This is a genomic window from Pseudomonas cichorii (assembly GCF_003700275.1).
GTDB classification, from domain to species: domain Bacteria; phylum Pseudomonadota; class Gammaproteobacteria; order Pseudomonadales; family Pseudomonadaceae; genus Aquipseudomonas; species Aquipseudomonas cichorii_B.
The window spans coordinates 108,422-132,247 of the sequence record NZ_RBRE01000091.1 but is presented as its reverse complement, the minus strand read 5'-3'; the positions used below and the strand labels follow the sequence as shown (position 1 = coordinate 132,247).

At 57.3% G+C, this 23,826-nt stretch carries 23 protein-coding genes and 1 pseudogene; 13 read left to right on the top strand and 11 right to left on the bottom strand.

What is annotated here, in order from left to right; translation table 11 throughout:
- Nucleotides 1-53: 53 nt before the first annotated feature.
- A complete protein-coding gene (gene fabF, locus ALQ04_RS24630; RefSeq protein ID WP_122318424.1) occupies nucleotides 54-1,352 on the top strand; it encodes a beta-ketoacyl-ACP synthase II in 1,299 nt (432 codons plus the stop codon).
- Nucleotides 1,353-1,439: 87 nt separating this feature from the next.
- The gene (locus tag ALQ04_RS24625; protein ID WP_122318422.1) at nucleotides 1,440-2,024 is read left to right on the top strand and encodes a flavin reductase family protein; all 585 of its coding nucleotides are present in this window, start codon (nucleotides 1,440-1,442) and stop codon (nucleotides 2,022-2,024) included.
- A gap of 50 nt (nucleotides 2,025-2,074) precedes the next feature.
- On the opposite strand, the gene ALQ04_RS24620 is transcribed toward ALQ04_RS24625, so the two are convergent.
- Entirely contained in the window at nucleotides 2,075-3,466 is a 1,392-nt protein-coding gene (locus ALQ04_RS24620; protein WP_122318420.1) for an aldehyde dehydrogenase family protein, read from the bottom strand.
- A 104-nt stretch (nucleotides 3,467-3,570) separates the two neighbouring features.
- Here ALQ04_RS24620 and ptrR point away from each other — a divergent pair, with 104 nt between their 5' ends.
- The gene (gene ptrR, locus ALQ04_RS24615) at nucleotides 3,571-4,443 is read left to right on the top strand and encodes a putrescine utilization regulator PtrR (RefSeq protein ID WP_122318418.1); all 873 of its coding nucleotides are present in this window, start codon (nucleotides 3,571-3,573) and stop codon (nucleotides 4,441-4,443) included.
- An 11-nt stretch (nucleotides 4,444-4,454) separates the two neighbouring features.
- Here ptrR and ALQ04_RS24610 read toward each other — a convergent pair whose 3' ends face one another.
- Nucleotides 4,455-4,664 carry a hypothetical protein gene (locus tag ALQ04_RS24610; protein ID WP_122318416.1) on the bottom strand — a complete coding sequence of 70 codons (210 nt, stop codon included), beginning with the start codon at nucleotides 4,662-4,664 and terminating at the stop codon, nucleotides 4,455-4,457.
- Nucleotides 4,665-5,020: 356 nt separating this feature from the next.
- Between ALQ04_RS24610 and ALQ04_RS24605 the strand changes: the two genes are divergently transcribed.
- Nucleotides 5,021-5,650 carry an alpha/beta fold hydrolase gene (locus tag ALQ04_RS24605; RefSeq protein WP_409077290.1) on the top strand — a complete coding sequence of 210 codons (630 nt, stop codon included), beginning with the start codon at nucleotides 5,021-5,023 and terminating at the stop codon, nucleotides 5,648-5,650.
- A gap of 75 nt (nucleotides 5,651-5,725) precedes the next feature.
- The gene (locus ALQ04_RS24600; RefSeq protein ID WP_122318482.1) at nucleotides 5,726-6,106 is read left to right on the top strand and encodes a VOC family protein; all 381 of its coding nucleotides are present in this window, start codon (nucleotides 5,726-5,728) and stop codon (nucleotides 6,104-6,106) included.
- Nucleotides 6,107-6,141: 35 nt separating this feature from the next.
- Here ALQ04_RS24600 and ALQ04_RS24595 read toward each other — a convergent pair whose 3' ends face one another.
- Nucleotides 6,142-7,059 (bottom strand): LysR substrate-binding domain-containing protein, encoded by a 918-nt coding sequence (locus ALQ04_RS24595; RefSeq protein WP_122318412.1) that lies wholly within the window; start codon nucleotides 7,057-7,059, stop codon nucleotides 6,142-6,144.
- A gap of 186 nt (nucleotides 7,060-7,245) precedes the next feature.
- Between ALQ04_RS24595 and ALQ04_RS24590 the strand changes: the two genes are divergently transcribed.
- The 4 genes from ALQ04_RS24590 to ALQ04_RS24575 all read left to right on the top strand — a co-directional run bounded on the left by ALQ04_RS24590 (nucleotide 7,246) and on the right by ALQ04_RS24575 (nucleotide 11,289).
- Nucleotides 7,246-7,995: an SDR family NAD(P)-dependent oxidoreductase gene (locus tag ALQ04_RS24590; protein WP_122318410.1), complete on the top strand. Its 750-nt coding sequence runs from the start codon at nucleotides 7,246-7,248 to the stop codon at nucleotides 7,993-7,995.
- Between the two features lie 94 nt (nucleotides 7,996-8,089).
- A complete protein-coding gene (locus ALQ04_RS24585; RefSeq protein WP_122318408.1) occupies nucleotides 8,090-9,394 on the top strand; it encodes an MFS transporter in 1,305 nt (434 codons plus the stop codon).
- An 18-nt stretch (nucleotides 9,395-9,412) separates the two neighbouring features.
- Nucleotides 9,413-10,273 carry a transketolase gene (locus ALQ04_RS24580; protein WP_122318406.1) on the top strand — a complete coding sequence of 287 codons (861 nt, stop codon included), beginning with the start codon at nucleotides 9,413-9,415 and terminating at the stop codon, nucleotides 10,271-10,273.
- The gene (locus ALQ04_RS24575; RefSeq protein ID WP_122318404.1) at nucleotides 10,270-11,289 is read left to right on the top strand and encodes a transketolase family protein; all 1,020 of its coding nucleotides are present in this window, start codon (nucleotides 10,270-10,272) and stop codon (nucleotides 11,287-11,289) included. Before ALQ04_RS24580 ends, ALQ04_RS24575 begins: the two co-directional genes overlap by 4 nt.
- A gap of 71 nt (nucleotides 11,290-11,360) precedes the next feature.
- Here the strand turns inward: ALQ04_RS24575 and ALQ04_RS24570 are convergent, their stop codons facing one another.
- The 5 genes from ALQ04_RS24570 to ALQ04_RS24550 form a co-directional block, all read right to left on the bottom strand.
- Nucleotides 11,361-11,696, bottom strand: coding sequence for a hypothetical protein (locus ALQ04_RS24570; protein WP_122318402.1), 336 nt, complete (start codon nucleotides 11,694-11,696; stop codon nucleotides 11,361-11,363).
- Between the two features lie 180 nt (nucleotides 11,697-11,876).
- A complete protein-coding gene (locus tag ALQ04_RS24565; RefSeq protein WP_122318400.1) occupies nucleotides 11,877-12,713 on the bottom strand; it encodes a sugar phosphate isomerase/epimerase in 837 nt (278 codons plus the stop codon).
- Between the two features lies 1 nt (nucleotide 12,714).
- Nucleotides 12,715-13,956 (bottom strand): NAD(P)/FAD-dependent oxidoreductase, encoded by a 1,242-nt coding sequence (locus ALQ04_RS24560; RefSeq protein WP_122318398.1) that lies wholly within the window; start codon nucleotides 13,954-13,956, stop codon nucleotides 12,715-12,717.
- A gap of 17 nt (nucleotides 13,957-13,973) precedes the next feature.
- Nucleotides 13,974-14,294 (bottom strand): MocE family 2Fe-2S type ferredoxin, encoded by a 321-nt coding sequence (locus ALQ04_RS24555; RefSeq protein WP_122318396.1) that lies wholly within the window; start codon nucleotides 14,292-14,294, stop codon nucleotides 13,974-13,976.
- A 37-nt stretch (nucleotides 14,295-14,331) separates the two neighbouring features.
- Entirely contained in the window at nucleotides 14,332-15,429 is a 1,098-nt protein-coding gene (locus ALQ04_RS24550; protein ID WP_122318394.1) for a fatty acid desaturase family protein, read from the bottom strand.
- 177 nt (nucleotides 15,430-15,606) lie between these two features.
- Here ALQ04_RS24550 and ALQ04_RS24545 point away from each other — a divergent pair, with 177 nt between their 5' ends.
- The 3 genes from ALQ04_RS24545 (at nucleotide 15,607) to ALQ04_RS24535 (ending at nucleotide 18,554) form a co-directional block, all read left to right on the top strand.
- Nucleotides 15,607-16,674 (top strand): LacI family DNA-binding transcriptional regulator, encoded by a 1,068-nt coding sequence (locus ALQ04_RS24545; protein ID WP_122318392.1) that lies wholly within the window; start codon nucleotides 15,607-15,609, stop codon nucleotides 16,672-16,674.
- A 122-nt stretch (nucleotides 16,675-16,796) separates the two neighbouring features.
- A complete protein-coding gene (locus ALQ04_RS24540; RefSeq protein WP_122318390.1) occupies nucleotides 16,797-17,618 on the top strand; it encodes an SDR family oxidoreductase in 822 nt (273 codons plus the stop codon).
- 147 nt (nucleotides 17,619-17,765) lie between these two features.
- Complete coding sequence (locus tag ALQ04_RS24535; RefSeq protein ID WP_122318388.1) at nucleotides 17,766-18,554, top strand: nucleotidyltransferase domain-containing protein; 789 nt, start codon at nucleotides 17,766-17,768, stop codon at nucleotides 18,552-18,554.
- Nucleotides 18,555-18,714: 160 nt separating this feature from the next.
- On the opposite strand, the pseudogene ALQ04_RS24530 reads toward ALQ04_RS24535, so the two are convergent.
- Nucleotides 18,715-19,334 (bottom strand): annotated as a pseudogene (locus ALQ04_RS24530) (tyrosine-type recombinase/integrase).
- Nucleotides 19,335-19,864: 530 nt separating this feature from the next.
- Here ALQ04_RS24530 and ALQ04_RS24525 point away from each other — a divergent pair.
- Complete coding sequence (locus ALQ04_RS24525; protein ID WP_122318386.1) at nucleotides 19,865-20,836, top strand: carbon-nitrogen hydrolase family protein; 972 nt, start codon at nucleotides 19,865-19,867, stop codon at nucleotides 20,834-20,836.
- Nucleotides 20,837-22,470: 1,634 nt separating this feature from the next.
- Here the strand turns inward: ALQ04_RS24525 and ALQ04_RS24515 are convergent.
- Together ALQ04_RS24515 and ALQ04_RS24510 are read right to left on the bottom strand one after the other, a co-directional pair.
- A complete protein-coding gene (locus tag ALQ04_RS24515; protein WP_122318383.1) occupies nucleotides 22,471-22,992 on the bottom strand; it encodes a hypothetical protein in 522 nt (173 codons plus the stop codon).
- Between the two features lie 261 nt (nucleotides 22,993-23,253).
- The gene (locus ALQ04_RS24510; RefSeq protein ID WP_122318381.1) at nucleotides 23,254-23,466 is read right to left on the bottom strand and encodes a DUF6124 family protein; all 213 of its coding nucleotides are present in this window, start codon (nucleotides 23,464-23,466) and stop codon (nucleotides 23,254-23,256) included.
- Nucleotides 23,467-23,826: the final 360 nt, after the last annotated feature.

Genomic DNA, 23,826 nt, shown 5'->3' with positions numbered 1-23,826 from the left:
AGGGCGCCACGATCCGGGTCGTGGCGCCGGATAGTGTAATGAAGAGGTTTTGAATGACTGATTTCACGGCTCAAAAACGCATCGTAGTTACGGGCGTTGGTCTTGTCGGCCCGCTGGGGTGTGGCGTTGATAATGTCTGGCCGCGCTTGCTGGCTGGACAGTCCGGCATCCGTAATCTTGCGCAACATATCACTGACGGTACCGGAGTTGCCGTCGGCGGGCAGGTGCCGTCGCTGGAGGAAGATGCCGTCGCGGGTTACGACCCGGAGCGCCTGATTGCGCCCAAGGACCGCAAGAAGATGGATCGCTTCATCGAGTTTGCGCTGATTGCCGCCCACGAAGCGTTGCAGCAGGCTGGCTGGCACCCGGTCGACGAGGCCGAACAGCAGCGCACCGCGACCATCATTGCCTCGGGCGTGGGTGGTTTCGGCGCGGTCGCCGAGGCAGTACGCACCACCGATACCCGTGGTCCGCGAAGGTTGTCGCCGTTCACTGCGCCATCCTTTCTGGCCAACATGGCGGCCGGGCACGTCTCGATTCGCCATGGCTTCAAAGGCCCGCTCGGCGCGCCGGTAACTGCCTGCGCTGCGGGTGTGCAAGCCATTGGCGATGCGGCGCGGCTGATCCGAAGTGGCGAAGCCGAGATTGCCGTGTGCGGCGGCACCGAGGCGGCAATTGACCGGGTGACGCTGGGGTGTTTCGCGGCGGCCCGTGCACTGTCCACCGGTTTTGCCGAACGCCCGCAAGAGGCTTCGCGGCCTTTCGACCGTGGGCGTGACGGTTTTGTCATGGCCGAAGGCGCCGGACTGCTGGTCATCGAGTCGCTGGACCATGCGCTGGCGCGTGGCGCCACGCCGCTGGCAGAACTGGTCGGCTACGGCACCAGTGCCGACGCCTATCACCTGACTGCCGGCCCTGAAGATGGCAGCGGAGCCCGGCGCGCCATGCAGCAGGCCTTGCGTCAGGCTGGCCTGAATCCCGCCGATGTCCAGCACATCAACGCCCATGCGACTTCGACTCAAGTGGGCGATCAGGGCGAGCTGGCAGCCATTCGCTCGGTATTCGGGGCGGACTCAGCTGTGGCGATCAGCTCTACCAAATCCGCTACCGGCCATCTGCTCGGTGCTGCCGGTGGGGTCGAAGCCATCTTCACCGTTCTGGCGCTGCGCGATCAGATCGTGCCGCCGACGCTGAACCTGACTGATCCCGACGAAGCCGCCGACGGGCTGGATCTGGTCGGCCTGACAGCACGCAAGCTGGCGATGACTCATGCACTGTCGAACGGGTTCGGCTTTGGTGGGGTGAATGCCAGTGTGGTGTTCCGGCGTTGGGAGGCAGGAGAGGCAAGCTGATCCTTCCGTAATCCGAAAGGTCGTCAGTAGAATGCAGCTTCGCGACCCAAACGATTTGGATAAGACGCACGTTCTCAAGAGGTTCCAGTGGATAACCCTATTCGCCCAGTCGAGCTGGAAAAGGCCTATCGGTTGTTGAATCACGGGCCGGCGGTACTGGTTTCGGCCAGTCATGCCGGCACGCATAACGTCATGTCGGCCTCGTGGGCCTGTGCCCTGGACTTTTCTCCGCCCAAGGTTACGGTAGTACTCGACAAACTGACCGTGACACGCGGGTTCATTGAGAAAAGTGGTTATTTCGCGCTGCAGGTACCGACCGTTGAGCAGGCGAACCTGACCTATGAAGTCGGCACCCGCAGCCTGAGCATGGTGCCGGACAAGCTGGAACAATCGGACGTCGAGCTGTTTCGCATCGAAGGCCACGAGACGCCGCTGGTGGCGGGCTGTTCGGCCTGGCTGATCTGCAAGCTCATACCCGAGCCGCATAACCAGCAAACCTATGATCTGTTCATCGGCGAAGTGGTCGCTGCCTGGGCTGATTCGCGGGTGTTCAAGGATGGGCACTGGATGTTCGAGACGGCAGATCCGCGCTTGCGCAGTCTGCATTACATCGCTGGCGGGACGTTCTATGCCATCGGTGATCTGGTGCGGGTTGCCCCCGACGAGGAGTAAGACGCGGTAAATGAAACGGGGAGCGCAAGGCTCCCCGTTTTATTGATCGGTCAGTGGCGATCCAGCCAGATGGTCTTGGCGTTGCAGAATTCCCGCACCCCGAAATGTGAAAGCTCACGGCCAAAGCCGCTTTTCTTCACGCCTCCAAAGGCCACCCGCGGGTCGGATGCGCAATAACCATTGATGAACACACCGCCGGTTTCCAGTTCGTCGGCCAGTTGCTCGGCGAGTTCGACATTACCGGTGTAAATGGTCGAGGTCAGGCCGAACTCACTGTCGTTGGCCAGTTCCAGAGCATGCCGGGCATCGCGTGCGGTGATGATCGAGGCCACCGGACCGAACAGTTCCTGCTTGAAGGACGTCATCTGATCGGTGACATCACCCAGCACCGTAGGCTCATAGAAATTGCCCGCACCCTCGACCTTGTGGCCACCGAGCAGCAGGGTGGCGCCTTCGGCCAGGGTGGCCTGCACTTGTTGGTCCAGTTCATCACGCAGATCGAAGCGCGCCATGGGGCCTATATAGGTTTCCGGGCTCAACGGATCACCCGTCGCCAGCAAGCGGGTGGCTTCGACGAACTTGCGGGTGAAGGCTTCGACGACGCCCTGTTCGACGATCAGGCGCTTGGCCGCTGCGCAAACCTGACCGGTGTTCTGGTAGCGACCGATAACCGCGGCTTTCACGGCTTCGTCCAGATCGGCATCTTTGAGCACGATAAACGGATCGGAGCCGCCCAGTTCCAGCACACATTTTTTCAGCGCGGCACCGGCCTGCGCGCCAATCGCGGTCCCGGCCCGGACGCTGCCGGTCAGGGTGACGGCAACAATGCGCGGGTCGGCAATCGCCTTGGATACACCTTCCTGGGTTGCGTTGATTACCTCAAACACGCCTTCAGGGAAACCGGCCTGCTGGAGCGCATCGCGCAGCAGATAGGCGCAGCCCATCACGTTGGGCGCATGTTTGAGCACATAGGTATTGCCCGCCAGCAGCACCGGAACCGCACCGCGCAGCACCTGCCAGATCGGGAAGTTCCAGGGCATCACGGCGAGGATCGGACCGAGCGGACGGTATTCGATACGCGCCTTGTTGTTCTCGACCAGGGTTGGTTCCGGAGCCAGCATCGCCGGGCCGTGGCTGGCGTACCACTCGCAGAGCTGGGCGCATTTCTCGACTTCGCCACGTGCCTGGCTAGTGGGCTTGCCCATTTCCCGGGTAATCATGTCGGCGATTGCCACGGCGTTGTCGCGCAGCGCCTTGCTCAGCGCGACCAGCAGTTGTGCGCGCTCATCGATGCTCTTGCGCTTCCACTGCGCATAACCGCCAGCCGCCCGGGATAGTGCAGCATCCAGTGCGGCTTCGGATTCAAACGCATAGTGGCCGATCTGCTCGCCGGTAGCCGGGTTGATCGAGATTGCATGGGTGTGGCTGGAAACAAGAGTCATGGCGCCATCCTGTTGGGAGTGGAGAAGTGAAGCCAGCGTACCGATGTGCTATGTTTTCCGAAACTGAATAATAATGATCATATCGTTCACGTTTGGAGAATGAATTGGATCTCGTCCAGCTGGAAATATTCAAGGCCGTGGCCGAACAGGGCAGCATCAGTGCCGCTGCCCAGCATATTCATCGAGTGCCATCGAACCTCACCACGCGCATCAAGCAACTGGAGCTCGATCTGGGCGTCGATCTGTTTATCCGCGAGAAGCACCGCTTGCGCCTGTCACCGGCCGGATGGAATTTTCTGGATTACGCCCGGCGCATTCTGGCCCTGGTGGAAGAGGCGCGGATGACCGTTTCCGGTGAAGAACCTCAAGGGCCGTTTTCCCTGGGGTCGCTGGAAAGTACGGCAGCAGTGCGTATTCCGGCGCTGCTGGCGGCTTACAACCAGCAATACGCCAAGGTCGAGCTGGACCTTTCCACCGGCCCTTCCGGGACCATGATCGACGGCGTGCTGTCGGGGCGGCTGGTGGCAGCATTCGTGGATGGTCCGGTACTGCATCCGGCCCTTGAAGGCGTGCCGGTCTTCGAGGAAGAAATGGTGATCATCGCGCCCCTCAACCATGCGCCCGTCACCCGCGGGCTGGATGTGAATGGCGGCAGCATCTACGCCTTTCGCGCCAACTGCTCATACCGTCATCACTTCGAGAGCTGGTTCAGCGAAGATGCCGCCGTGCCGGGCAAGATCTACGAAATGGAGTCCTACCACGGCATGCTGGCCTGCGTCAGCGCCGGCGCCGGCCTTGCGCTGATGCCACGCAGCATGCTCGAAAGCATGCCGGGCTGCAGCACGGTAAGCATCTGGCCGCTATCCGAGAAATTCCGCTTTCTGCAAACCTGGCTGGTGTGGCGCAGAGGCACGGTTTCGCAGAGCCTGACGAGGTTTGTCGAGTTGCTGGAGGCGCGGGGTGGGTCTGAAGCGTGAGCATGCCTGTTTTATTGAGCTGGGGAATGGGCATTGATCATGACTAACAAGGTAATGAAGCCGATGAGGACTGCCAGCACAACCAATCCCCCGAGCATCAGGATAAAGCCGAACCAATAGCTGCTTTTACCCTTGAATCGACCAAAAGTAATGACTTTCATAACCCACAATCCGACCTTGTAGCAGAGGGTGTTCAACAAAAAGTCGAAGAGTAAATCCATGGAGTTTTCCGTATGCGGTTTGCTGGGTATTTGTTCGTGTTTTTATGAGGCTTTATGAAAGCTGTCTGTTTCAGCCAGTGTTTTAGCAGGTGAGGGAGTGTACGTAGAAATGCCGCTCTTTAACCGCTTTACAATCCGCATGTGGCCAGGTTTCTGATGAAAGAGTTTAAACTGCTGCGTCAAAATCGCTTCGGACTTGGTAGCGCTCATTCAGGCACAACCTATTGACTTGGTAATTCCTTCATCACGTTTTCACCTGCTTCAGGAGAGCCATGTTGGCTTGCAATAACCTTCCTCTCGTTCTTTTGCCCGGCTTGTTGAACGATGAGCGACTTTGGGCGCAGCAGACGGCTGCTTTGTCGGATTCACGCAGCGTTTTCGTCGCGGACCTTTCCCGGGATGACAGCATCGAGCAAATGGCCCGGCGCACGCTGGACGAGGCTCCGCCGTTGTTTGCGCTGGCGGCCTTGTCGATGGGCGGATATGTCGCGATGGAAATCATGCGTCAGGCGCCTGAGCGGGTCGTGGCGCTGGCGTTGTTCGACACCATGGTCCGGCCGGACAGCGAGGATCGGGCCAGGGTTCGTCGTGGTCTGCTGGAACTGGCGCAACTGGGCAAGTTCATGGGGGTGACGCCTCATCTGCTGCCGCGCATCATCCATGCCCGCTGTGTGGGCACGGCTGCTGCCCAAGAAGTCATGGACATGGCACAGACCATTGGCCGGGAAGGTTTCATCCGCCAGCAGCAGGCGATCATCAATCGCCGGGATTACACTCCACTTTTGCAGGCTATCAGCGTGCCGACCTTGATCGTAGTCGGCGAGAACGACGAAATCACACCGCTGGCAGAATCGGAGTTTACTCATCGTGGCATTGCCGGTTCGCATCTGGTCGTCCTGCCTGAATGCGGGCATTTGCCGCCTCTGGAGTATCCGCAGCGTACGAGCGAACTGTTGCAGGAATGGCTGTCTCCCACAGTCCTCTGACGGACCTTAATGCAGACGGAGCCAATGAATTCGGCTCCCACCGATCTGTCATTCACTTTTCATGAGAGTCATACCATGCTCATCGATCATCTTGACCATCTGGTCCTTACCACCTGCGACGTGGAAGCCTGTCAGGATTTCTACACTCGCGTCCTGGGCATGAGCCTGGAAACCTTTGGTAATGGCCGCACCGCTTTGCGCTTCGGCAATCAGAAGATCAACCTGCATGTGCGAGGTCACGAATTCGAGCCCAAGGCGCATCTGCCTGTACCCGGTGCACTGGATCTTTGCTTCATCGGCACCCGCCCTCTGGATGAGGTGATCGCCCATCTCCAGCAGCAGAACTGGCCGATAGTGGAAGGCCCGGTGCAAAGGACCGGCGCGACAGGCCCGATCCGTTCGGTGTATGTCCGCGATCCTGATCTGAACCTGATCGAGATATCCGAATATTTGTGATTGGTGGCGTAAGCGAATTCATTCGCGAACTCCCCTCAATACGAAAAATCCCGCCCCAACTCACCCTGCATCCACTCCAGAAAACGCTTTACCCTTGGAAAGTTGGCATGCGCCTTCGGAAACACCAGGTGGTGGGCGGTAATCGGCGCGCTCAGTTCTTCGGGCGACACGGCAACCAGATCGCCTCTGGCCAGATAGTTCTGCGCCAGCAATGTACTTTCCAGGGCAAAGCCAAGCCCCTGGCTGGCTGCTTCCAGAGCCATATACGAACGGTCGAAACTCAGCGGGTAGGGTTTTTCCGGGCGTGACAGGCCGTGCCTGGCAAACCATTGTGGCCAGTTGATCAGGGTGGCTTCGGACAGGATCAGCGGGCTTTTGAGCAAGTCTGCGGCGTTCTGGATCGGGCTTCTTGCCAGAAGGGCCGGGGAGGCCATGACGGCGATCTGTTCGTTGCGCACGGTTCGCACTTCCAGCGTCGGCCAGTTGGGCAGGCCGTGGCGGATGTCCACGTCGATCTTGTCGCGGCTGAAGTGCAGGGATTCGTAGGAGCACGACAGGTTCAGCTGAATGTCGGGATGGCTCTGGCGAAATCGTTCCAGACGCGGCATCAACCACAGGAAGCCGAAGCTGGGCGCCGAGTGCAGCCGCAGACAGTCCAGGCTGACATCGCTGGAAGCGCGTTCGGTGGCCACGGCGAAGCTGTGCAGTATCCCTGAAATTTCCGCGAGGTATTGTTCGCCTACGGGCGTCAGGCTTACGCCCCGGGCGGTTCTGAGGAACAACTGGCGACCGATCATCGCTTCCAGTTTGGCCAGTTGATGGCTGACCGCCGAGGGCGTCAGGTTGAGCTGTTCGGCGGCGCGCGCCACATTGCCGAAGCGGGCGGTCTGTTCAAAGGCTTGAATGGCCTTGAGCGGTGGCAGATTGAGTGAAGGGTCGCCTGGGGTATGCATGCTGGTTTCCAGTCTTGGTCAGCTTTTCCTTGCGTCCAAATATCACTCATTCACCTGGCGAGTGCTGATTTTTTTTCAGCACTTGCTGAAAGTCGCGTTATTGCTCAGCCCTGGGGTGGGGCACAAGCTGAGTCATCGATTCGACACGGGTCGATCCAATAACAACAATTCAGGAAAATCCTGCCCATGATTCTTCAAGACAAGATTGCAATCATCACCGGCGCCGCTTCTGCACGTGGCATCGGTCGCGCCACTGCCATCACTTTTGCCCAGCAAGGTGCGCGCGTGGTCATTCTGGACCTGGACGAGTCTGCCGCCCGTGATGCCGCTGCATCGCTGGGTGAAGGTCATTTGGGGCTCGCCGCCAACGTCGCCAATGAAGCCCATGTTGCACAAGCTGTGGCCAGCGTTCTGGAACACTTTGGGCGCATCGATGTGCTGGTCAACAACGCCGGCATCACCCAGCCACTCAAGACCCTCGACATCGGCCGCAGCGATTACGACAAGGTGCTGGATGTCAGCCTGCGCGGCACGTTGCTGATGTCGCAGGCGGTAATCCCGGCCATGCGCAAGCAGGCAGGCGGCAGTATCGTGTGCATGTCATCGGTGTCCGCCCAGCGTGGTGGCGGGATCTTCGGCGGTCCGCACTATAGCGCCGCCAAGGCGGGTGTTCTGGGTCTGGCCAAGGCCATGGCGCGGGAACTGGGGCCGGACAATGTGCGTGTCAACTCCATCGCGCCGGGCCTGATTCATACCGATATCACTGGCGGTCTGATGCAGGACGAACGTCGTCACGCGATCATCGAAGGCATTCCGCTCGGACGTCTGGGCGTCGCTCAGGACGTGGCCAATGCGGCGCTGTTCCTGGCCAGCGACCTGTCCTCGTACCTGACCGGTATCACCCTGGACGTGAATGGCGGCATGTTGATTCATTAAGCCGGGCGGGTCCGCCTGGCCCGCGCTGTTCTGTATCGATGATACCGCCAGGCCACAAGCCCGGCGGTCAATAACAACAAGAGATCAGACCATCATGATAACGACAACCCTGTCTGCGGACGCGGCCACCAGCGTGCGTTCCAACGCTTATCGCAAGACTGCCTGGCGGCTGATGCCCTTTCTGATGCTGTGCTATCTGTGCGCCTATCTGGATCGTGTCAACGTCGGTTTTGCCAAGCTGCAGATGATGAACGATCTGGCCCTCAGCGAAACGGTGTATGGCCTGGGTGCCGGCATGTTCTTCATCGGCTACTTCCTGTGTGAAGTGCCCAGCAACATCATCCTGCATCGGGTCGGTGCCCGGATCTGGATTGCCCGCATCATGATCACCTGGGGCATTATCTCGGCGCTGTTTGCCTTTGTGGAAACCGCCTGGCAATTCTATGTGCTGCGCTTCCTGCTGGGTGTCGCCGAGGCCGGGCTGGCTCCCGGACTGCTGCTGTACCTGACCTACTGGTTTCCGTCCTATCGCCGGGCACGCATGACTGTGCTGTGGTTTGTCGCCATTCCGCTGTCGGGCATGATCGGTGGCCCGCTGTCCGGCTGGATCATGAACAGCTTTGCCGGTTATCAAGGCTGGGCAGGCTGGCAGTGGATGTTTGTCATCGAAGCCATTCCCACCGTCGTGGTCGGCTTGATGGTGCTGGGCTATCTCAAGGATGGCGTGCATCAGGCGACGTGGCTGAATGATGATGAAAAAGCCCTGGTGATGCGCGAGCTGGAAGAAGACAACAGCCAGAAAATCACCCATGAATCGACCGGAGCCTTCATTCGCGACCGCCGGCTGTGGTTGCTGGCCGGCATCTACTTCTGTGTGGTCATGGGCCAGTACGCAATCACCTTCTGGCTGCCGACGCTAGTGCGCAATGCCGGGGTATCCGATCCGCTGCATATCGGCCTGCTGACCAGCCTGCCGTATATGTGCGCCATCTTCGTGATGCTGTTGATGGGACGCAGCGGCGACAAACACCGCGAGCGGCGCTGGCATCTGGTGATTCCGATGATCGCCGGTGCGGCGGGCTTGAGTCTGGCCGCGGTGCTGGGCGGCAACCTGGTGTTGTCGATCCTGAGCCTGTGCCTGGCGGCTGCCGGAATCCTTTCCGCTTCGTCGCTGTTCTGGATGTTGCCCACCACCTTGCTGGGTGGCGTTTCGGCGGCTGCCGGCATCGCGGCGGTCAACAGTTTCGCCAACCTGGCCGGTTTCTGCTCGCCCTATCTGATCGGCTGGATCACCACTACCACAGGCTCCAGTGCCATCGGCATGTACCTGATTACCTGCGTGCTGGTCTTTGGTGCCTTCCTGGTGCTGCGGGTCCCGGCTGCCCTGGTCAACCGCTAAGTTAAGGAGTTATTCCTGATGACTGTTACCGATTTGCAAAGCAGCGCCCTGACTCTGGCGCAACGTGCTCACAATATTCGCCGCAATGCCTTGCGCATGGGGCAAGTGCAAGGCCAGGGCTATGTCGGCCAGGCGCTTGGCGCCGCCGATCTGCTGGCGGTGTCCTATTTCCATGCGATGAACCTGCGCCCCGAAGACCCGGAGTGGGAGGGCAGGGACCGTTTTTACCTGTCCATCGGCCACTATGCGATTGCGCTGTATGCCGCACTGATCGAAGCCGAAATCATTCCGGCAGATGAGCTGGAAACCTACGGCGCGGATGACAGCCGCTTGCCAATGTCGGGGATGGCTGCCTACACGCCAGGGATGGAAATCACCGGAGGCTCGCTCGGTCACGGCCTGGGAATCGCGGTCGGGGCCTGTCTGGGCCTCAAGCGCAAGGCATCGTCTTCCTTCGTCTACAACCTGTTGTCGGACGGCGAGTTGAATGAAGGCTCCACCTGGGAAGCGGCGATGTCTGCCTCGCACTGGAAGCTCGATAACCTGATTGCGATTATCGATGTCAACAACCAGCAGGCTGATGGTCACTCCAGCGAAATCCTGGCCTTCGAGCCCATCGTCGATCGTTGGCAGGCATTCGGCTGGTTCACCCAGCGCGTGGATGGCAACGACCTGCAGGCGCTGGTCTCGGCCTTCGATGCAGCACGCAACCATAGTGGCAGCCAGCCGCGGGTCATCATCTGCGATACCCGCATGGGCAAGGGCGTGCCCTTCCTGGAAACCCGCGAGAAGACCCACTTCATTCGGGTCGACGAACACGAATGGGATATTGCACTGAGCAATCTTGAGGCTGGAATCGAAGCCGGGAGCAACGCATGAGTACCTTGAAAAACACCGCACCCGGCACTGAAGCGCCGAAAAAACGCCTCACCACCTCGGCGATGATCGCCTCGATTGCTTCCGAAGGGCAGGCAACCCGTTCGGCACCCTTTGGCCATGCGCTGGCCGCACTGGCCGAGCAACGTTCGGACATTGTCGGGCTGTCTGCCGATCTGTCGAAGTACACCGACCTGCATATCTTCGCCAAGGCGCATCCTGATCGCTTCTATCAGATGGGCATGGCCGAACAGTTGCTGATGAGCGCGGCGGCGGGCATGGCGCGTGAAGGTTTTGTACCGTTTGCGACCACCTATGCGGTGTTCGCTTCGCGGCGCTCCTATGACTTCATCTGCATGGCGATTGCCGAAGAGAACCTCAACGTCAAGATCGTCTGCGGCTTGCCAGGCCTGACCACCGGCTATGGTCCGAGCCACCAGGCCACCGATGACCTGGCGATCTTCCGCGCCATGCCGAACCTGATGATTGTCGACCCTTGCGATGCGCTGGAAATCGAACAGGCGGTGCCGGCCATTGCGGCTCACCCGGGCCCGGTCTATATGCGTCTGCTGCGTGGCAACGTGCCGTTGGTGCTGGACGAATACGGCTACACCTTCGAGCTGGGCAAGGCAAAAACCCTCAGGACCGGCAATGACGTGCTGATCATCTCCACGGGCCTGATGACCATGCGTGCGCTGGAAGCTGCCAAACAGCTTCAGGCCGATGGTGTGGATGTGGCGGTGCTGCATGTCCCGACCATCAAGCCGCTGGACGAGCAGACCATCCTCGCCGAAGCACGCAAGCCGGGGCGTCTGGTGGTGACTGCGGAAAACCACTCGATCATCGGTGGCCTGGGTGAAGCAGTTGCGGGTGTCCTGCTGCGCAATGGCGTGACCCCGACCTTCCGGCAGATTGCCTTGCCGGATGCCTTCCTCGATGCCGGAGCATTGCCCACTCTGCATGATCGCTATGGCATTTCCACCAATGCCGTCAGCCAGCAGATCAAGGCCTGGCTCTGAGCGCCAAACTTGTTTCTGAACAAATGCAAAGGGGCGCCTCGAAGGCGCCCCTTTGCATTTTTGTGCTTGTGTCAGCTACAGGCTTCGGCCTGAATGTACTCGGCGGTGGATTCACGAATCACCGGCCCCATATTACTGGTCGGTTGCGATTGCTCCATTATCTCCAGCGTAGCGCCGGTACCGACCAGATTCACCGTGCGGTTTTCGCAGTTATAGACGCGCTTCGAGTAGATCACGCCCAGCAGGCCTTCACGCTTGGTCACGACGACACGCTGTCTGCTGTCCCCGCTTTTTTCCACCAGCGCATGCGATCCAGTCGCGTCATGGGGTACGGAAATGTTTTTCTCGGTGGCATGCGCCGAGAAGACGGGTATCAACAATGCCAACAAACAAGCCTGAATTCTCATCGGTGCTCCTGCGGATGAACTGCGCTGCTCATTGGATCCAAAGCTACTCCTGTGATGGCATTCTGAATAGCGGGTGGCGGTGCCTTCTGTCGGTTTGGATAGTGATAGAGGGCTCCATTCGTCGCCTGATCCCAAAAGCCCCCCAGATCATCCCAAAGCCGGTACTTCAGAGACGTCGTCTTATCTCGACTGACACTCCAGCCAGACCTCGCCAATCCGCTGCTTGAGCAACAACGCCTCCGCCCAGCGATCCGTGATATCCCGCCCGTCTGCACCCGTAATCGCGTAGGGCGGCGGTCCGAGTTCGCAGGTGAAGGACAGGCTGGCGGTTTCGCCGAGGGGCCGGCTTAGCCAGTCTTCGATGCCGTAGCGCCAGAGCTTGAGGAAATAGTCCAGCCAGGGCCGGTGCTGGGCAAAGGTGATGGGGATCTGCACTTGTTCGCTGTTCGCAACCCGGCCATGAAATCCCCAGCTATGGCGCAGGATGGTTTGCAGGTGTTCTTCGTCTTCGCTGGCCGGTAGTTCAGGCAGTTCACGGCCTACAACGTAGTGCGACAGGTCGGCCAGCAGTTTGAGATCCGGCATTTCGGCGAGGATATCCAGGGTGAACAGCAGGTCGCTGGTGATGCGATAACGGTGAGTTTCCAGCAGGATCGGAAAGTCTGCCTGCTCGGCCAGCCGTTGCCAGCCTTCAATCAGGTCGATGGCCTGGCGCAACGTGCGTGGTCGCACATCCGCTTGCAGGGTGAGGTGATGGCAGCCGTGACAGGAAATCACGTCGATCGCTCTGGCCAGGTCGTCCACGCTGCGCGGGAACAACTGGCCCTCGATCTGCAATCCACGGGCCTTGGCGGCAGAAGACAGGCGCCCGACATGCTCGGGAACCCAGAAGTGATCGGTGAAGCCGTCGAAGCCTGCCGCCGCGATCTTGTCCAGTTGCGCTTCGAGTGGCAGATCGCACTGGCCGCGATGATCGAGCATGGCCCACAAAGACTGAAAGATCAGCAATTCGCGCATGTCAGTTCCTCAGCAGTTGTTTCAGTGGTGTCTGGGGATCGGCCAATTGTCGGGCATCCAGTGCGTTCTGGCTGCCGATCAGCCGCTCGCAGAGCTTGATGTCCTTGGCGACGCTGTTGCCCGGACCCCAGCCGCAGGCACCCATCAGCCGGTGTTCTGCATCGAGGTAAAACAGCACGAAGCCGCCAGCCGCGCAGGGGCGTGTAGCATCGGGTTCGCTATTGGAGATTTGTCCTGTGGTTTGCAGGCCCCAATCATATTGATCGGACCAGAAGCCGGGCACATCCTTGAATGCCAGTTCGCCGCCCATCAGGTTCAAGGCTGCATGCCGTCCTTGTGCCTCTGCATTGCGCCAGGTTTCCTGACGCTGAAAGTCTCCGTCCGGGTGCAGGCGAAATTCGCATACATCGCCGGCGGCAAAGATATCCGCAGCGCTGGTACGCAACTGTTCATCGACACGAATGCCCTGGCCGACCTCAAGACCGGCGGCCCTGGCCAGTTCGATATTGGGTTGCATGCCGATGCCAACCACTACCAGGTCACAGGCAAGTTGCTCGCCATTGACCAGTTGCACACTTTCGACGCGCTCTGCGCCTTGAATAGCTTCGATGGTCACCTTCAGGAGCACGTCCACGCCGTTGCTGCGATGCAGTTCCAGCAAGGCGGCGGACAAGCGTTCCGGCAGGACGCGACCGGCCAGGCGTGGCCCGGCTTCCAGCAAGGTCACCTGACAATCCAGGTCGCGGGCAGTCGCCGCAACCTCCAGGCCGATAAAGCCACCACCGACCACTACCAGGCGCGTGCCGGGTTGCAGTGCCGTGCGCAGGGCAATTGCTTCGTCATGAGTGCGTAGGTAAAGCACGTTGTCGAGCTGTTGCGCAGGGCCGGGCAACTGGCGGGCGCGGCCTCCGGTGGCGATCAGCAGGCGGGCATACTCCAGCCAGTTGCCGTCGGCCAGTTGCAGGCGATGGCCGGGTGGATCCAGGGCGGTTACCGGATTGCCCGCCAGATGCTCGATATTCAGTTCGGCCAGCCGTGTCGGATCGCAGAGGCTGCAACCGGCCAGTTCCATCGTGCCCTTGAGTAGTTGCTTGGACAGCGGCGGACGTTCGTAGGGCAGGTGTGGTTCATCGCCGATCAGCAGCAGGCGACCGCTGTAACCCTCGGCCCGCAGGGTCAGGGCTGCACGGCCACCGGCATGGCCGGCACCGATGATGATCAATGGCGCGTTTTCAGCAGGCATGGCAGATTCTCCGCTGTTCAACCCATGATGCCGAGCAGGACACGTCCTGCTTCGACCCGCACCTGATAGGTCTTGAGGTTGACGCAGACCGGAGCGCCCAGCGCCTTGCCGGAGCGGTAGTCGAAACGTCCGTTGTGCTTGGGGCACTCGATCACATGATCCATCACCAGCCCGTCGGCCAGGTGAATGGCTTCGTGGGAACACAGGCCGTCGGTGGCAAAGAACTCACTCTCTGCGGAGCGGTAAACGGCATAGGTGCGTTGGGCGTGGTCGAAGCGAATCACGTCTTCTTCGTCTATGTCGTCCACAGCGCATACATCGATCCATTGCTCGGTCATGGCGATCTCTCTTGTTGTTGTCGGTATTGAAAGCCGTTCAGGATTCGGCAAGCACTTGCTCGCGGGCTTCCTGACGTGGCTGCAAGGGGCGACGAACGAAGTAGCCCGGGTCTTTTCGCTGCTTCCAGAGCGTTGGGACGATCTCTTTGAATGCCTCGAAAATGTTGCGGTAAGGCGGTGGGCAATCGTCGATTATTTCCGCGTGAAGTTGCGGCAGGGCGTGATAAGGCACCATGGGAAACATATGATGTTCCAGGTGATAGTTCATGTTCAGGTACAGAAAGCGCAACACCGGATTCATATAAATGGTGCGGCAGTTAGTTCGATGATCCAGCGTATCTTCTGCCAGGCCTACATGTTGGGTAAGACCAAACAGATAGGAAAGCCAGCCGCCATAAAGTGAAGGCAGACCGATAAACATCAATGGCAGCCAACTGTGCAGATACAGCGCGCTGAGGATGACCAGGGCATAGATCGCAAGCCAGATACGCGCTGCACGAAACACCTTGGGCAATTCGGATTCAGGGATGAAATCCCGTTCTTCGTCGCTGGCCTGGCCCTGAGCATGGCGCAGCACGCCCCGAAAGGTACTCAACGCACGCGGCAGGCTGAACAGGTTCAGAAACATTTTCAGCAGGCTCGGCGGGCGTGGCTCGACGATCTCCGGGTCGCGGCCGACGATAATGGTGTCTGTATGGTGCCGGGCATGGCTCCAGCGCCAGACATGCGGCTCGAACAGGGTCATGAAACTGGCGATGTGATAGACGCCATCGTTCATCCAGCGGGTCTTGAAGGCAGTGCCATGACCCGTTTCGTGCCAGTGGGCATTGGAAGTGGTGCCATATAGCACGCCATAGACCAGGAAGAACGGCACACAGGCCCAGCTTCCCCAGAACCAGTAGCCGCCGAATCCCGATACTCCCAGCGCGAGAAACCACAGCGCAGTGTCACGCATAGCCGGACCATTGCGCCGTTGCATCAATTCCTTCATGCGCTTGCGTGGAACTGGGCATTGATACCAGTCTGCCGAGACCAGACCTTTTTCCGCAGCACGTGCTGCTTCTGGACCGGTCAGTCGATAATCCCGACGCCGGTATTTAATATCTTGTTCAAAGGCCGAATCGTGCTCAGGCATTTTATTATTCTCCGCAAGCGTGTTTATTGTTGGAACTTGCCGCGGTGCGTGTTGAATGCATCGCTGGAGAAAAGAGTAGGCAGATGTAATAAAGCGCTCAATCCCTTGAATTCATTCTCTATCAAGCTATCATCCAGGCCCGGAGCAGCATGATAGTTTTCTATCAAGGGATACCGAATGAATAACAAGAAACGTCCAACTATTGCTTCCGTGGCCGAACGCGCCGGGTTGAGTGTCGCCACCGTGGACCGGGTGCTCAACGACAGAGCGCCGGTCAGCCCGCAAACCGCCGAACAGGTCCTGCAGGCGGCCGAGGCGGTGGGTTATTTCGCGGCCCGACTGATCGGCCAACGGCTTCGCGAGCGCCGTCCTCACTACCGTTTCGGCATTCTGCTGCTGGGCACGGCCCAGGCGTTCTACGCCAATCTGGCTGCGGCCATCAATGAAGCGGCCCGGGCCTGGCCGGATGCCAACCTGACTTGCCATTTTGAATACATCACCGACCGTACACCGGCAGTCATTGCCGGGCAGATCGAACAACTGGCGGTCAACTATGACGGCCTTGGCGTGGTCAGCTTTGCCCACGCCCTGATCAACCAGACCATCGAGCAGATACGCACCGCCGGTGTGCCGGTGGTGGCCTTGCTGTCGGATTTCCATGACACCCCGCAGGGACCTTATGTCGGCCAGAACAACCATGAAGTCGGGCGCACCATGGGTTGGCTGGTGGCGCATTTCGGTGCCGCGCGCGAGGGCAGCGTCGGGGTACTGATGGGCGGGCATCGTTTTCTTGGTCATCAGGCGCGGGTCGACGGTTTGCGCGGCTACCTGACCGAGCATGCCCCGCACCTGCGCATGCTGGGGCCGCTGGTGAATATGGATAACGACGACATCACCGAAGAGGCCACCCTCGACCTGCTGGCCCGCCATGATGATCTGCGCGGATTGTGCGTGGTGGGCGGGGGCGGCGACGGGGTCATCAAGGCGCTGGCCCAGTTACCCGAGCGGCCACCGATCTGCAGCATCCTGCTGGAATCGACGTCCAGTTCGCATCAGGCGCTTGAGCAGGGCGTGGTCAGCCTGGTGATCGATTCGCAGCCAGCCTTGATCGGCACTTCCCTGATCCGGCTACTGGTCGAGTTGCAGGCGGCGCCAGTTTTTGATCCGCAGCGGCATTGTGTTCATGTGCCTTTGCAGATAGTGACGAGTGAAAATATTGGGTCGTGTGGGGCTTTGGATGATTGACGCTCGATAGCTGCCACTTGGCGTCAAGGAATATGGGGCGCTCTTTCTGGGCGACAGCCTGGGGATAGGCCGTTTCGCGGTTCTCGCACGTTAAACCATACCAAAGGAGTAGCAGCACATTCATGGACAATAAACTCAGATCCAAAACGGCGGTGATTACAGGGGCGGCCCAAGGTATTGGCGCCGCAATTGCGAGACTCTTCCTGCGGGAGGGCTGCTTTGTCTACATCACTGATATAAACGACGAACTCGGAAGAACACTCGCAAATTCGCTCGGAGAGGGCGCCAGTTACCTGCGCCTTGATGTTCGACGGGAAGAAGATTGGCAGCGAGTGACGACGCAAGTACTAAAGGAACGCGGCAGGTTCGACGTGTTGGTGAACAACGCAGCAATTACCGGATTTGAGCAGGGCGCGGTTCAACATGATCCGGAGCATGCGCGGCTGGAAGACTGGCGAGCGGTGCATCACACCAATCTCGACGGTGTTTTCCTCGGTTGCAAGTACGCCATTCGTGCGATGCGAAAGCCAAGAGCAGGCGCCATTATCAACATCTCCTCTCGCTCAGGATTGGTGGGTATTCCAGGCGCAGCAGCCTATGCGTCATCCAAGGCCGCTGTTCGCAATCACACAAAAACGGTGGCTCTCTACTGCGCTGAACAAGGTCTCAACGTCAGGTGCAACTCGATTCATCCAGCGGCCATCCTTACGCCAATTTGGGAGCCTATGTTGGGTACTGGTGCGGGGCGAGAAGACCGAATGTCAGCACTGGTTCGAGATACTCCCCTTCGACGGTTCGGGATGCCCGAAGAAGTTGCGGCCCTGGCATTGTTACTCGCCTCGGATGACGCGACGTACATTACCGGCAGTGAGTTCAACATTGACGGCGGCCTCCTGGCCGGCACGGTTGCCTCTCCCTCGGTAATAGACGACAGCGCAACGTAACTCAGCTGTGGAGGGCTCGCGCAAAAAACGTATCTGGCCGCTCTCTGCCCGTTACGACAGGCGGGAGTCGGCCAGAAGCGGACGCTGGACAGCCCCCCGCGGAATGAGTAGCGTGCACTCGAAACATCGTCTAATTAGAGTTGGCTCATGGTTTCTATCGTTGTTCAAGAAGAGGTTCGAGACCGGCTACGTCGTGCTGAGAACGAGCATGACGTGAAAGTTCTTTTAGCTATTGAGTCTGGCAGTCGTGCCTGGGGATTTGCCTCTCCCAACAGCGACTACGACGCACGCTTCATCTACGTAAATAAACCCGAGTGGTATCTCTCTGTCGGCCTCGAGGAGCAACGCGACGTCATCGAGTATCCGATCATTGACGACATGGATATCAATGGCTGGGATCTACGTAAGGCACTCAGGCTATTTTGGAAGTCCAATCCAGGCTTTGTGGAGTGGATACAGTCGACCATCATTTACGAGCATGCTGGCTGTTTCCACGAGCGGGCAAAGGAGTTATTGTTGCAGGTGTATTCGGTGGAGAGTGGCATCTACCACTATCGCAGCATGGCCAAAACCAACTATAGGGGATATTTGCAGGCCCCTCAGGTACCGCTGAAAAAATACTTCTACGTTCTGCGCCCGCTGTTATCGGTGCGGTGGCTTGAGCAGTTTGGTACACCTGCCCCCATAGAGTTTGAGAAGCTGCGCGGTGTCATCGAGCGAGAGTCCGGGCTCCAGCAGGCCATTGATGAATTGCTTGCGATCAAGCGCGCGTCTCCGGAGATGGGGTTATCACCCCAGATCACTCCCATTCAACAATTCATTGAGCGTGAACTTAATCGACTTGAGTCGATTAAGCCGATACGCACCGAGCGCAAAGACGTTGAGCCATTACTTTCGGAACTGTTTCGAACTGTACTCAAAGAAACCTGGGGATGAGGTGCCCAGTGGAATAAAGCGTTTGAAAAACCGATGACGGATCGTCAAAGCAATGCACACGCGTTCACTTTGACCGTCCGCTTTGGGGCGGTAGCTGCCTACACCAGTGGCAGCTATGGCCGGTTAGCGACGGTCTGACTTCGGCCGTCGCTATGCGTTGTCAAACCTCAGTCTGTTCCGCCATCTCCAGGGCGTCATCGACCTCAATCCCCAGATATCGAACAGTGCTCTCCAGCTTCGTATGGCCTAGCAGCAACTGAACCGCCCGCAGGTTCTTCGTCCTGCGATAGATCAGTGATGCCTTCGTACGTCTCATTGTATGGGTGCCATACATGGCTGGATCAAGGCCTACGGCTTTCACCCAGCCTTTGACGATACGAGCGTATTGGCGAGTGGATAGATGGTCTGAAGTATGCAGCCGACTAGGAAAAAGGCAGTCCTCCCTGCGTAGCTGGGCCCGATGTATCCAGGCCGCAAGGGCGAACCTGGTTTGCTCAGTGATCTCAAACTGTACTGGCCGCTGCGTTTTCTGCTGCATCACCATCGCTCGTGATGATACGTGCTCGCCATGAGCGACGTCGCGCACGCGAAGCTTGGTTAAGTCGCAGCTCGAAGCTTGCTGTCGATGGCCAGATCGAAGAGAGCTAGGTCTCGGGTTCTTTCCGCAATTTGAAGCCTTACTCGGATGGCCCAGATATCTCTCAGTCGGAGTGGGGTTTTCTGCCCGACCAGTTTTCCTTTGTTCCAGGGCTGACGGCTGCTGGTAGCGATGATGTTCATGACAAGTCCTCCACGTGTGGAAGGGCAAGGATGGCCAATCAGAGCAACGGTCGCTAAAGGCCAACCAGAGAAAACGCAATGCGTAATGCCCGGACGCATACATTTAGCGGCCAGGAAGGGGTGTTGGCCGGGCGTATATGCCTCGAAGATGCCCTGAGTGATATAAATCCAGACGTATCATTAATGGTTCCGTCCCGAACGGTCACTTGCATAATCTTGCGCATTTGATTTGTGAGGGGCTGGCAGCTAACGCTGCACCGGGTAGGATATGACTCGTAGAGAGGAACTCCATGGCAATTATTGTGCTTTCAAGTATCAAACAGTTTTTCCGAAACTAATCGATGTGGCTCAGTTGATATTTTGAGCAATCTATATGCCGCGTTAATAGCTAGATCACTGAGCGGGTGAAGACACTCCGTGAACGCTACGTTATTGCCTTGAAACCAATGCCTACCCGATTCGTGCGAATTATTTGTCAAGCTAATCTCGCTCGCGGGCGAGCCATTTCAATCCCTTGAGGAAATAAAGCAATGTCATCCAGTCAAACTAATAATCTGGATCTATTAACTGTTGGGCTGGCACAGATCGCGCCAATCTGGCTTGACCGCGAAGCAACTATCGAGAAAATAGTCGATTACATCGGGCGTGCTGCAGAGCAACAGTGCCGCTTTGTCACGTTCGGCGAAGCCCTGTTGCCCGGCTACCCATTCTGGCTGGAACTGACCGATGGGGCTCGCTTCAATTGCGCCATACAAAAAGATATCCACGCTTACTACTTGAAGCAGGCAGTACAAATCGAGGCAGGGCATCTTGATGCCGTTTGTGCTGCCGCAGCCAAACACAACATCGCCGTCATGCTCGGTTGTATCGAGCGGCCAGCGGATCGTGGCGGCTACAGCGTGTATTGTTCACGAGTTCATATCGGGCCGGATGGCGTGATTGGTTCGGTGCATCGCAAGTTGATGCCTACCTACGAAGAACGCCTGACATGGTCGCCGGGTGACGGGCATGGTTTGCAAGTCCACCCCGTCGGGTCATTTACTGTCGGCGGTCTCAACTGCTTTGAAAACTGGATGCCCCTGTCGCGTGCTGCATTGTATGCTCAAGGAGAAGATCTGCACGTCGCTCTATGGCCTGGCAATCTGCGCAACACCGACGACATCACGCGCTTCATCGCCAAAGAGGGGCGTTGCTTCACTATCTCGGTGTCGGCGCTGATGCGGCGTGAAGATTTTCCATCCGATACGCCGCACTTGGACTTGATACTCGCAAATTGCCCAGAGATCCTGGCAAACGGCGGATCATGTATTGCTGCGCCAAATGGTAACTGGGTCATTCCGCCCGCCGTCGGTGAAGAGTGTCTGTTGGTCGCGACGCTCGACCGCAATGAAGTACGTCGTGAGCGGCAGAATCTTGATCAAGTCGGGCATTATTCGCGACCAGACGTGACGCGACTCGTAGTTGACCGGCGCCGTCAAAATGTTGTGACGTTTGAAGATTGATATAAGCTGAACAAGCAAGCGGGAGGTCTGTTTTACGGTACATTCGGTTAACCCCCCCAAAAAAATCAAAAGGTTTGCCAGCCGCTTACGTTTGAAGATGTGCAGCAGGAATTCTTCGAGCGACGGGGCTGGTGGATCGGGGGTTAGCTTTTTCATGATAAGTATTTCTTATCTGCCACCTTTCACTCGCTGCTAAACGAATGAGAGGGGCGGCTTTGTCGCGGGTTAGCAGACCTGGAATACTCACCAAAAACCGGTGCACACGAAGCCGCTATATAGACGTGACTCCTGCATGGACGAGCTAAATAGGTTGCTAAGGCCGATACAGCCTAGGGGGCAGAAGTACCACTGAAATATTGGCTCCCTTCATAATCTACGCAAAGTTGCGTCGGCTGAGTTGGGTCTGGTGGGATTTTAATTGGCTATTTAGTGTAGATGTTCAAGGATAAAAAGTCACTAAGGAGGCATTCACTAAAAATTGCTAAATACAAGAGCAGTTTTTTGTTAATTGCATTTATTGCTTGTTGGTTTGTAACCGAAATGCCACTTTTACTAGGCGCTCGCTAGGGCTTTAGTTAGCCCCAGGAAGTGATACGAAAGGTGTAAGTCGCTAGTTGGATTTTAATGGCCCCGAGCCAACGAGAAAAGCCAGAGAATCTGAGACTTTCTGTTTTTTGAAAATATGCTCCAAATCGCGACTACGGAGAACAGCGACTGTAGTATGCTTACAGAAAATAAGGCAAGGATTGGCGGCTGCGGTTGTGTCCCAAGGGTCATAAAAGTAGTGAGTACAGCTAAACTCGATGAAATATAGTACACAATCATTGCACGCCAAATGTAGCCCCATACTGATATGGGCTTGTTTGATTTCAAGAGGCCGTCTTCGGTAACTAATTTATTCAATAAGAATATAATAAGTGCACTACATATGGCATGCACGATGATACCTGTCAAAATAAACTCTACTGAGTATGATGCTTTTGGGGAGGGCAGAATTATAATGATCGCTCCAATAATTAGGAGCATAAGCCATGCTTTCTTCATGAGTGAGTCAAAGTGGTTCATTGAATCTCCAATTATTTAACGATTGAGTTGACAGGCGAGCAAACGCCTCGCTTTCCGAGCCCCGCAAGCGGAACAACCGGTATTGAGCACTTTGTTATAAATAGAGTTGGCCGATCGCGACCAATGTGGATATAACAATCCACCACACCTGCGTATGGGGAACGCGGCATGAACGATAGTAGCTCTATTGACTGTTAATAATGATATCTATTTGACATTATTCTGTCTACCGGTCATTTTTGACCGAGCTCTGCCGTTGCTGACCGACAGCTTTGGGTCGATCTGTTGAAAACAGTCGGCCCTGATTTCCACGGTAGAAAGTACGCGCTTGAGATTGAAATCTTTACATTGAACAGCGGATTTCCAGTCTCAGATTTCGCGCAGCAGCGCGCAAAAGACGCATTTTCAGCGATCAGTATGTGCGCGGTCTCCAAGAATCGACTTTTTCAACAGAATTAGCCTAAAGACGACCTCACAGCACATTCGTGGTCATCGGTGTCGTTGTTCGGAGAGGGCGGTATCCACTCGGAATGGTTCAACCAACTCGCAGCGGATACCTTGCGGTGCCTCTATTTATTAACAAACTTCAGGCATGCGAACCCGGTATTGATTTTCAGTTGTTGAATGGGTTCGATTTCCTCCTGGTCGCCAACTTTCCTGATGACGCCTACTCCACAGAAATGTTGCTCGCGGTTGAAGATCGGAAGAATGCCTGCCTGGGGCTTGCTCCAGAAGCCTTGGATCAAGGTATAGGTGGCGCCGTCCTTGGGCGTAAAGGAGAACGGTATCTGGCAAACGCTGCTTCCTGCGGTCTGCCAATAGGTCAGGATCAGTTCCTTGTTCACGGCGACCCGAGATTCGATATAGTCGCCGTTAGAGGGCAGGATGGTGTAACCCGCATAGCATCCATTGTCGCTGAACGTCATGGCATCCAGTCGCGCGCCATTTCCAGCCTTGAGGCGAACCGTTGCGGAGGGTTCATCTGGACCGGGAATGACATACTGCTTGCCCTGCAAAAAAGAAGTGCAACCGCCAATTACCAACGCGCCTGCCAGCAAGATACAGCGACTGGACTTTTTATTGAGGTACATCCATCTCTCCCGGATTCCATTGAGTGTCCTGACCATTCCGGGGTATGGGACCGCCGAATAGCGGGCTGATGATAATGGATGCGGTGATGTATCAACCAGTATTAAGGAAATGGTCTGGACAAGGATGTTCTTCGTTCCTGATCACATTTCCAGTCTTTGATCTCTTACCCCATCCTTGCCTGTACGGACCGGAAAACATTTTTGTCGTCGTACCGGATAAGCAGAGCACCGCCAATCCGGTCCCACACAGTAACTATTGCTTCAACGCAGCTCCACCCGCTCCAACGAGCGATCAAGTTCGCTCCGGGCCATCCCAATCAAGTGAACAACAGAAAAAGCCAGATCACGTTTCGGGCCGTTGAGGCTGTCGCCGGATTCGTAGGCGGTGGCGGCTGCGCAGCGCAGCAGTTCGGAGATATGCAGCAGGGATTCTTCGAGGGAAGGAACAGGTGGATCGGGGGTTACTTTTTTCACGGTCGAGTTACCTATATCGGGCCACCTGCCAATCGCTGCTAAACGAATGAGGGTGGCGACTTTGACGCGGGTTAGCAGACCGGTAACTCAACCAAAACCGGCGCACCCGAAGGTGCCCCACGCAAAGCCGCCATATAGGCGTGATTCCTTGCGTAGTCGAGCTAAACAGGCTGCTAAACCCGATCACTGATGAGCAGTGACCGGCACAGCCTAGAGAGCTAAAAACACCCACGCAAGGGGATGGGATTTTCTAGGAAACTTCGTGCGGATGATAGAGATAAGTCCGTAAGAAATGCCCTGCAAGCAGGGCATTTTCGTTAGCTCAAGTAACACCGATCACCCCACAAAGGCACATTCAAA

Bases quoted from the DNA above. Each gene is read 5' to 3' on its own strand.
- ALQ04_RS24570 (WP_122318402.1), bottom strand. From the start codon at position 11,696: ATGAGAATTCAGGCTTGTTTGTTGGCATTGTTGATACCCGTCTTCTCG.
- ALQ04_RS24580 (WP_122318406.1), top strand. From the start codon at position 9,413: ATGACTGTTACCGATTTGCAAAGCAGCGCCCTGACTCTGGCGCAACGT.
- ALQ04_RS24545 (WP_122318392.1), top strand. From the start codon at position 15,607: ATGAATAACAAGAAACGTCCAACTATTGCTTCCGTGGCCGAACGCGCC.
- ALQ04_RS24585 (WP_122318408.1), top strand. From the start codon at position 8,090: ATGATAACGACAACCCTGTCTGCGGACGCGGCCACCAGCGTGCGTTCC.
- ALQ04_RS24610 (WP_122318416.1), bottom strand. From the start codon at position 4,664: ATGGATTTACTCTTCGACTTTTTGTTGAACACCCTCTGCTACAAGGTC.
- ALQ04_RS24620 (WP_122318420.1), bottom strand. From the start codon at position 3,466: ATGACTCTTGTTTCCAGCCACACCCATGCAATCTCGATCAACCCGGCT.
- fabF (WP_122318424.1), top strand. From the start codon at position 54: ATGACTGATTTCACGGCTCAAAAACGCATCGTAGTTACGGGCGTTGGT.
- ALQ04_RS24595 (WP_122318412.1), bottom strand. From the start codon at position 7,059: ATGCATACCCCAGGCGACCCTTCACTCAATCTGCCACCGCTCAAGGCC.
- ALQ04_RS24575 (WP_122318404.1), top strand. From the start codon at position 10,270: ATGAGTACCTTGAAAAACACCGCACCCGGCACTGAAGCGCCGAAAAAA.
- ALQ04_RS24525 (WP_122318386.1), top strand. From the start codon at position 19,865: ATGTCATCCAGTCAAACTAATAATCTGGATCTATTAACTGTTGGGCTG.
- ALQ04_RS24515 (WP_122318383.1), bottom strand. From the start codon at position 22,992: ATGTACCTCAATAAAAAGTCCAGTCGCTGTATCTTGCTGGCAGGCGCG.
- ALQ04_RS24600 (WP_122318482.1), top strand. From the start codon at position 5,726: ATGCTCATCGATCATCTTGACCATCTGGTCCTTACCACCTGCGACGTG.
- ALQ04_RS24535 (WP_122318388.1), top strand. From the start codon at position 17,766: ATGGTTTCTATCGTTGTTCAAGAAGAGGTTCGAGACCGGCTACGTCGT.
- ALQ04_RS24590 (WP_122318410.1), top strand. From the start codon at position 7,246: ATGATTCTTCAAGACAAGATTGCAATCATCACCGGCGCCGCTTCTGCA.
- ALQ04_RS24560 (WP_122318398.1), bottom strand. From the start codon at position 13,956: ATGCCTGCTGAAAACGCGCCATTGATCATCATCGGTGCCGGCCATGCC.
- ALQ04_RS24565 (WP_122318400.1), bottom strand. From the start codon at position 12,713: ATGCGCGAATTGCTGATCTTTCAGTCTTTGTGGGCCATGCTCGATCAT.
- ALQ04_RS24555 (WP_122318396.1), bottom strand. From the start codon at position 14,294: ATGACCGAGCAATGGATCGATGTATGCGCTGTGGACGACATAGACGAA.
- ALQ04_RS24540 (WP_122318390.1), top strand. From the start codon at position 16,797: ATGGACAATAAACTCAGATCCAAAACGGCGGTGATTACAGGGGCGGCC.
- ALQ04_RS24550 (WP_122318394.1), bottom strand. From the start codon at position 15,429: ATGCCTGAGCACGATTCGGCCTTTGAACAAGATATTAAATACCGGCGT.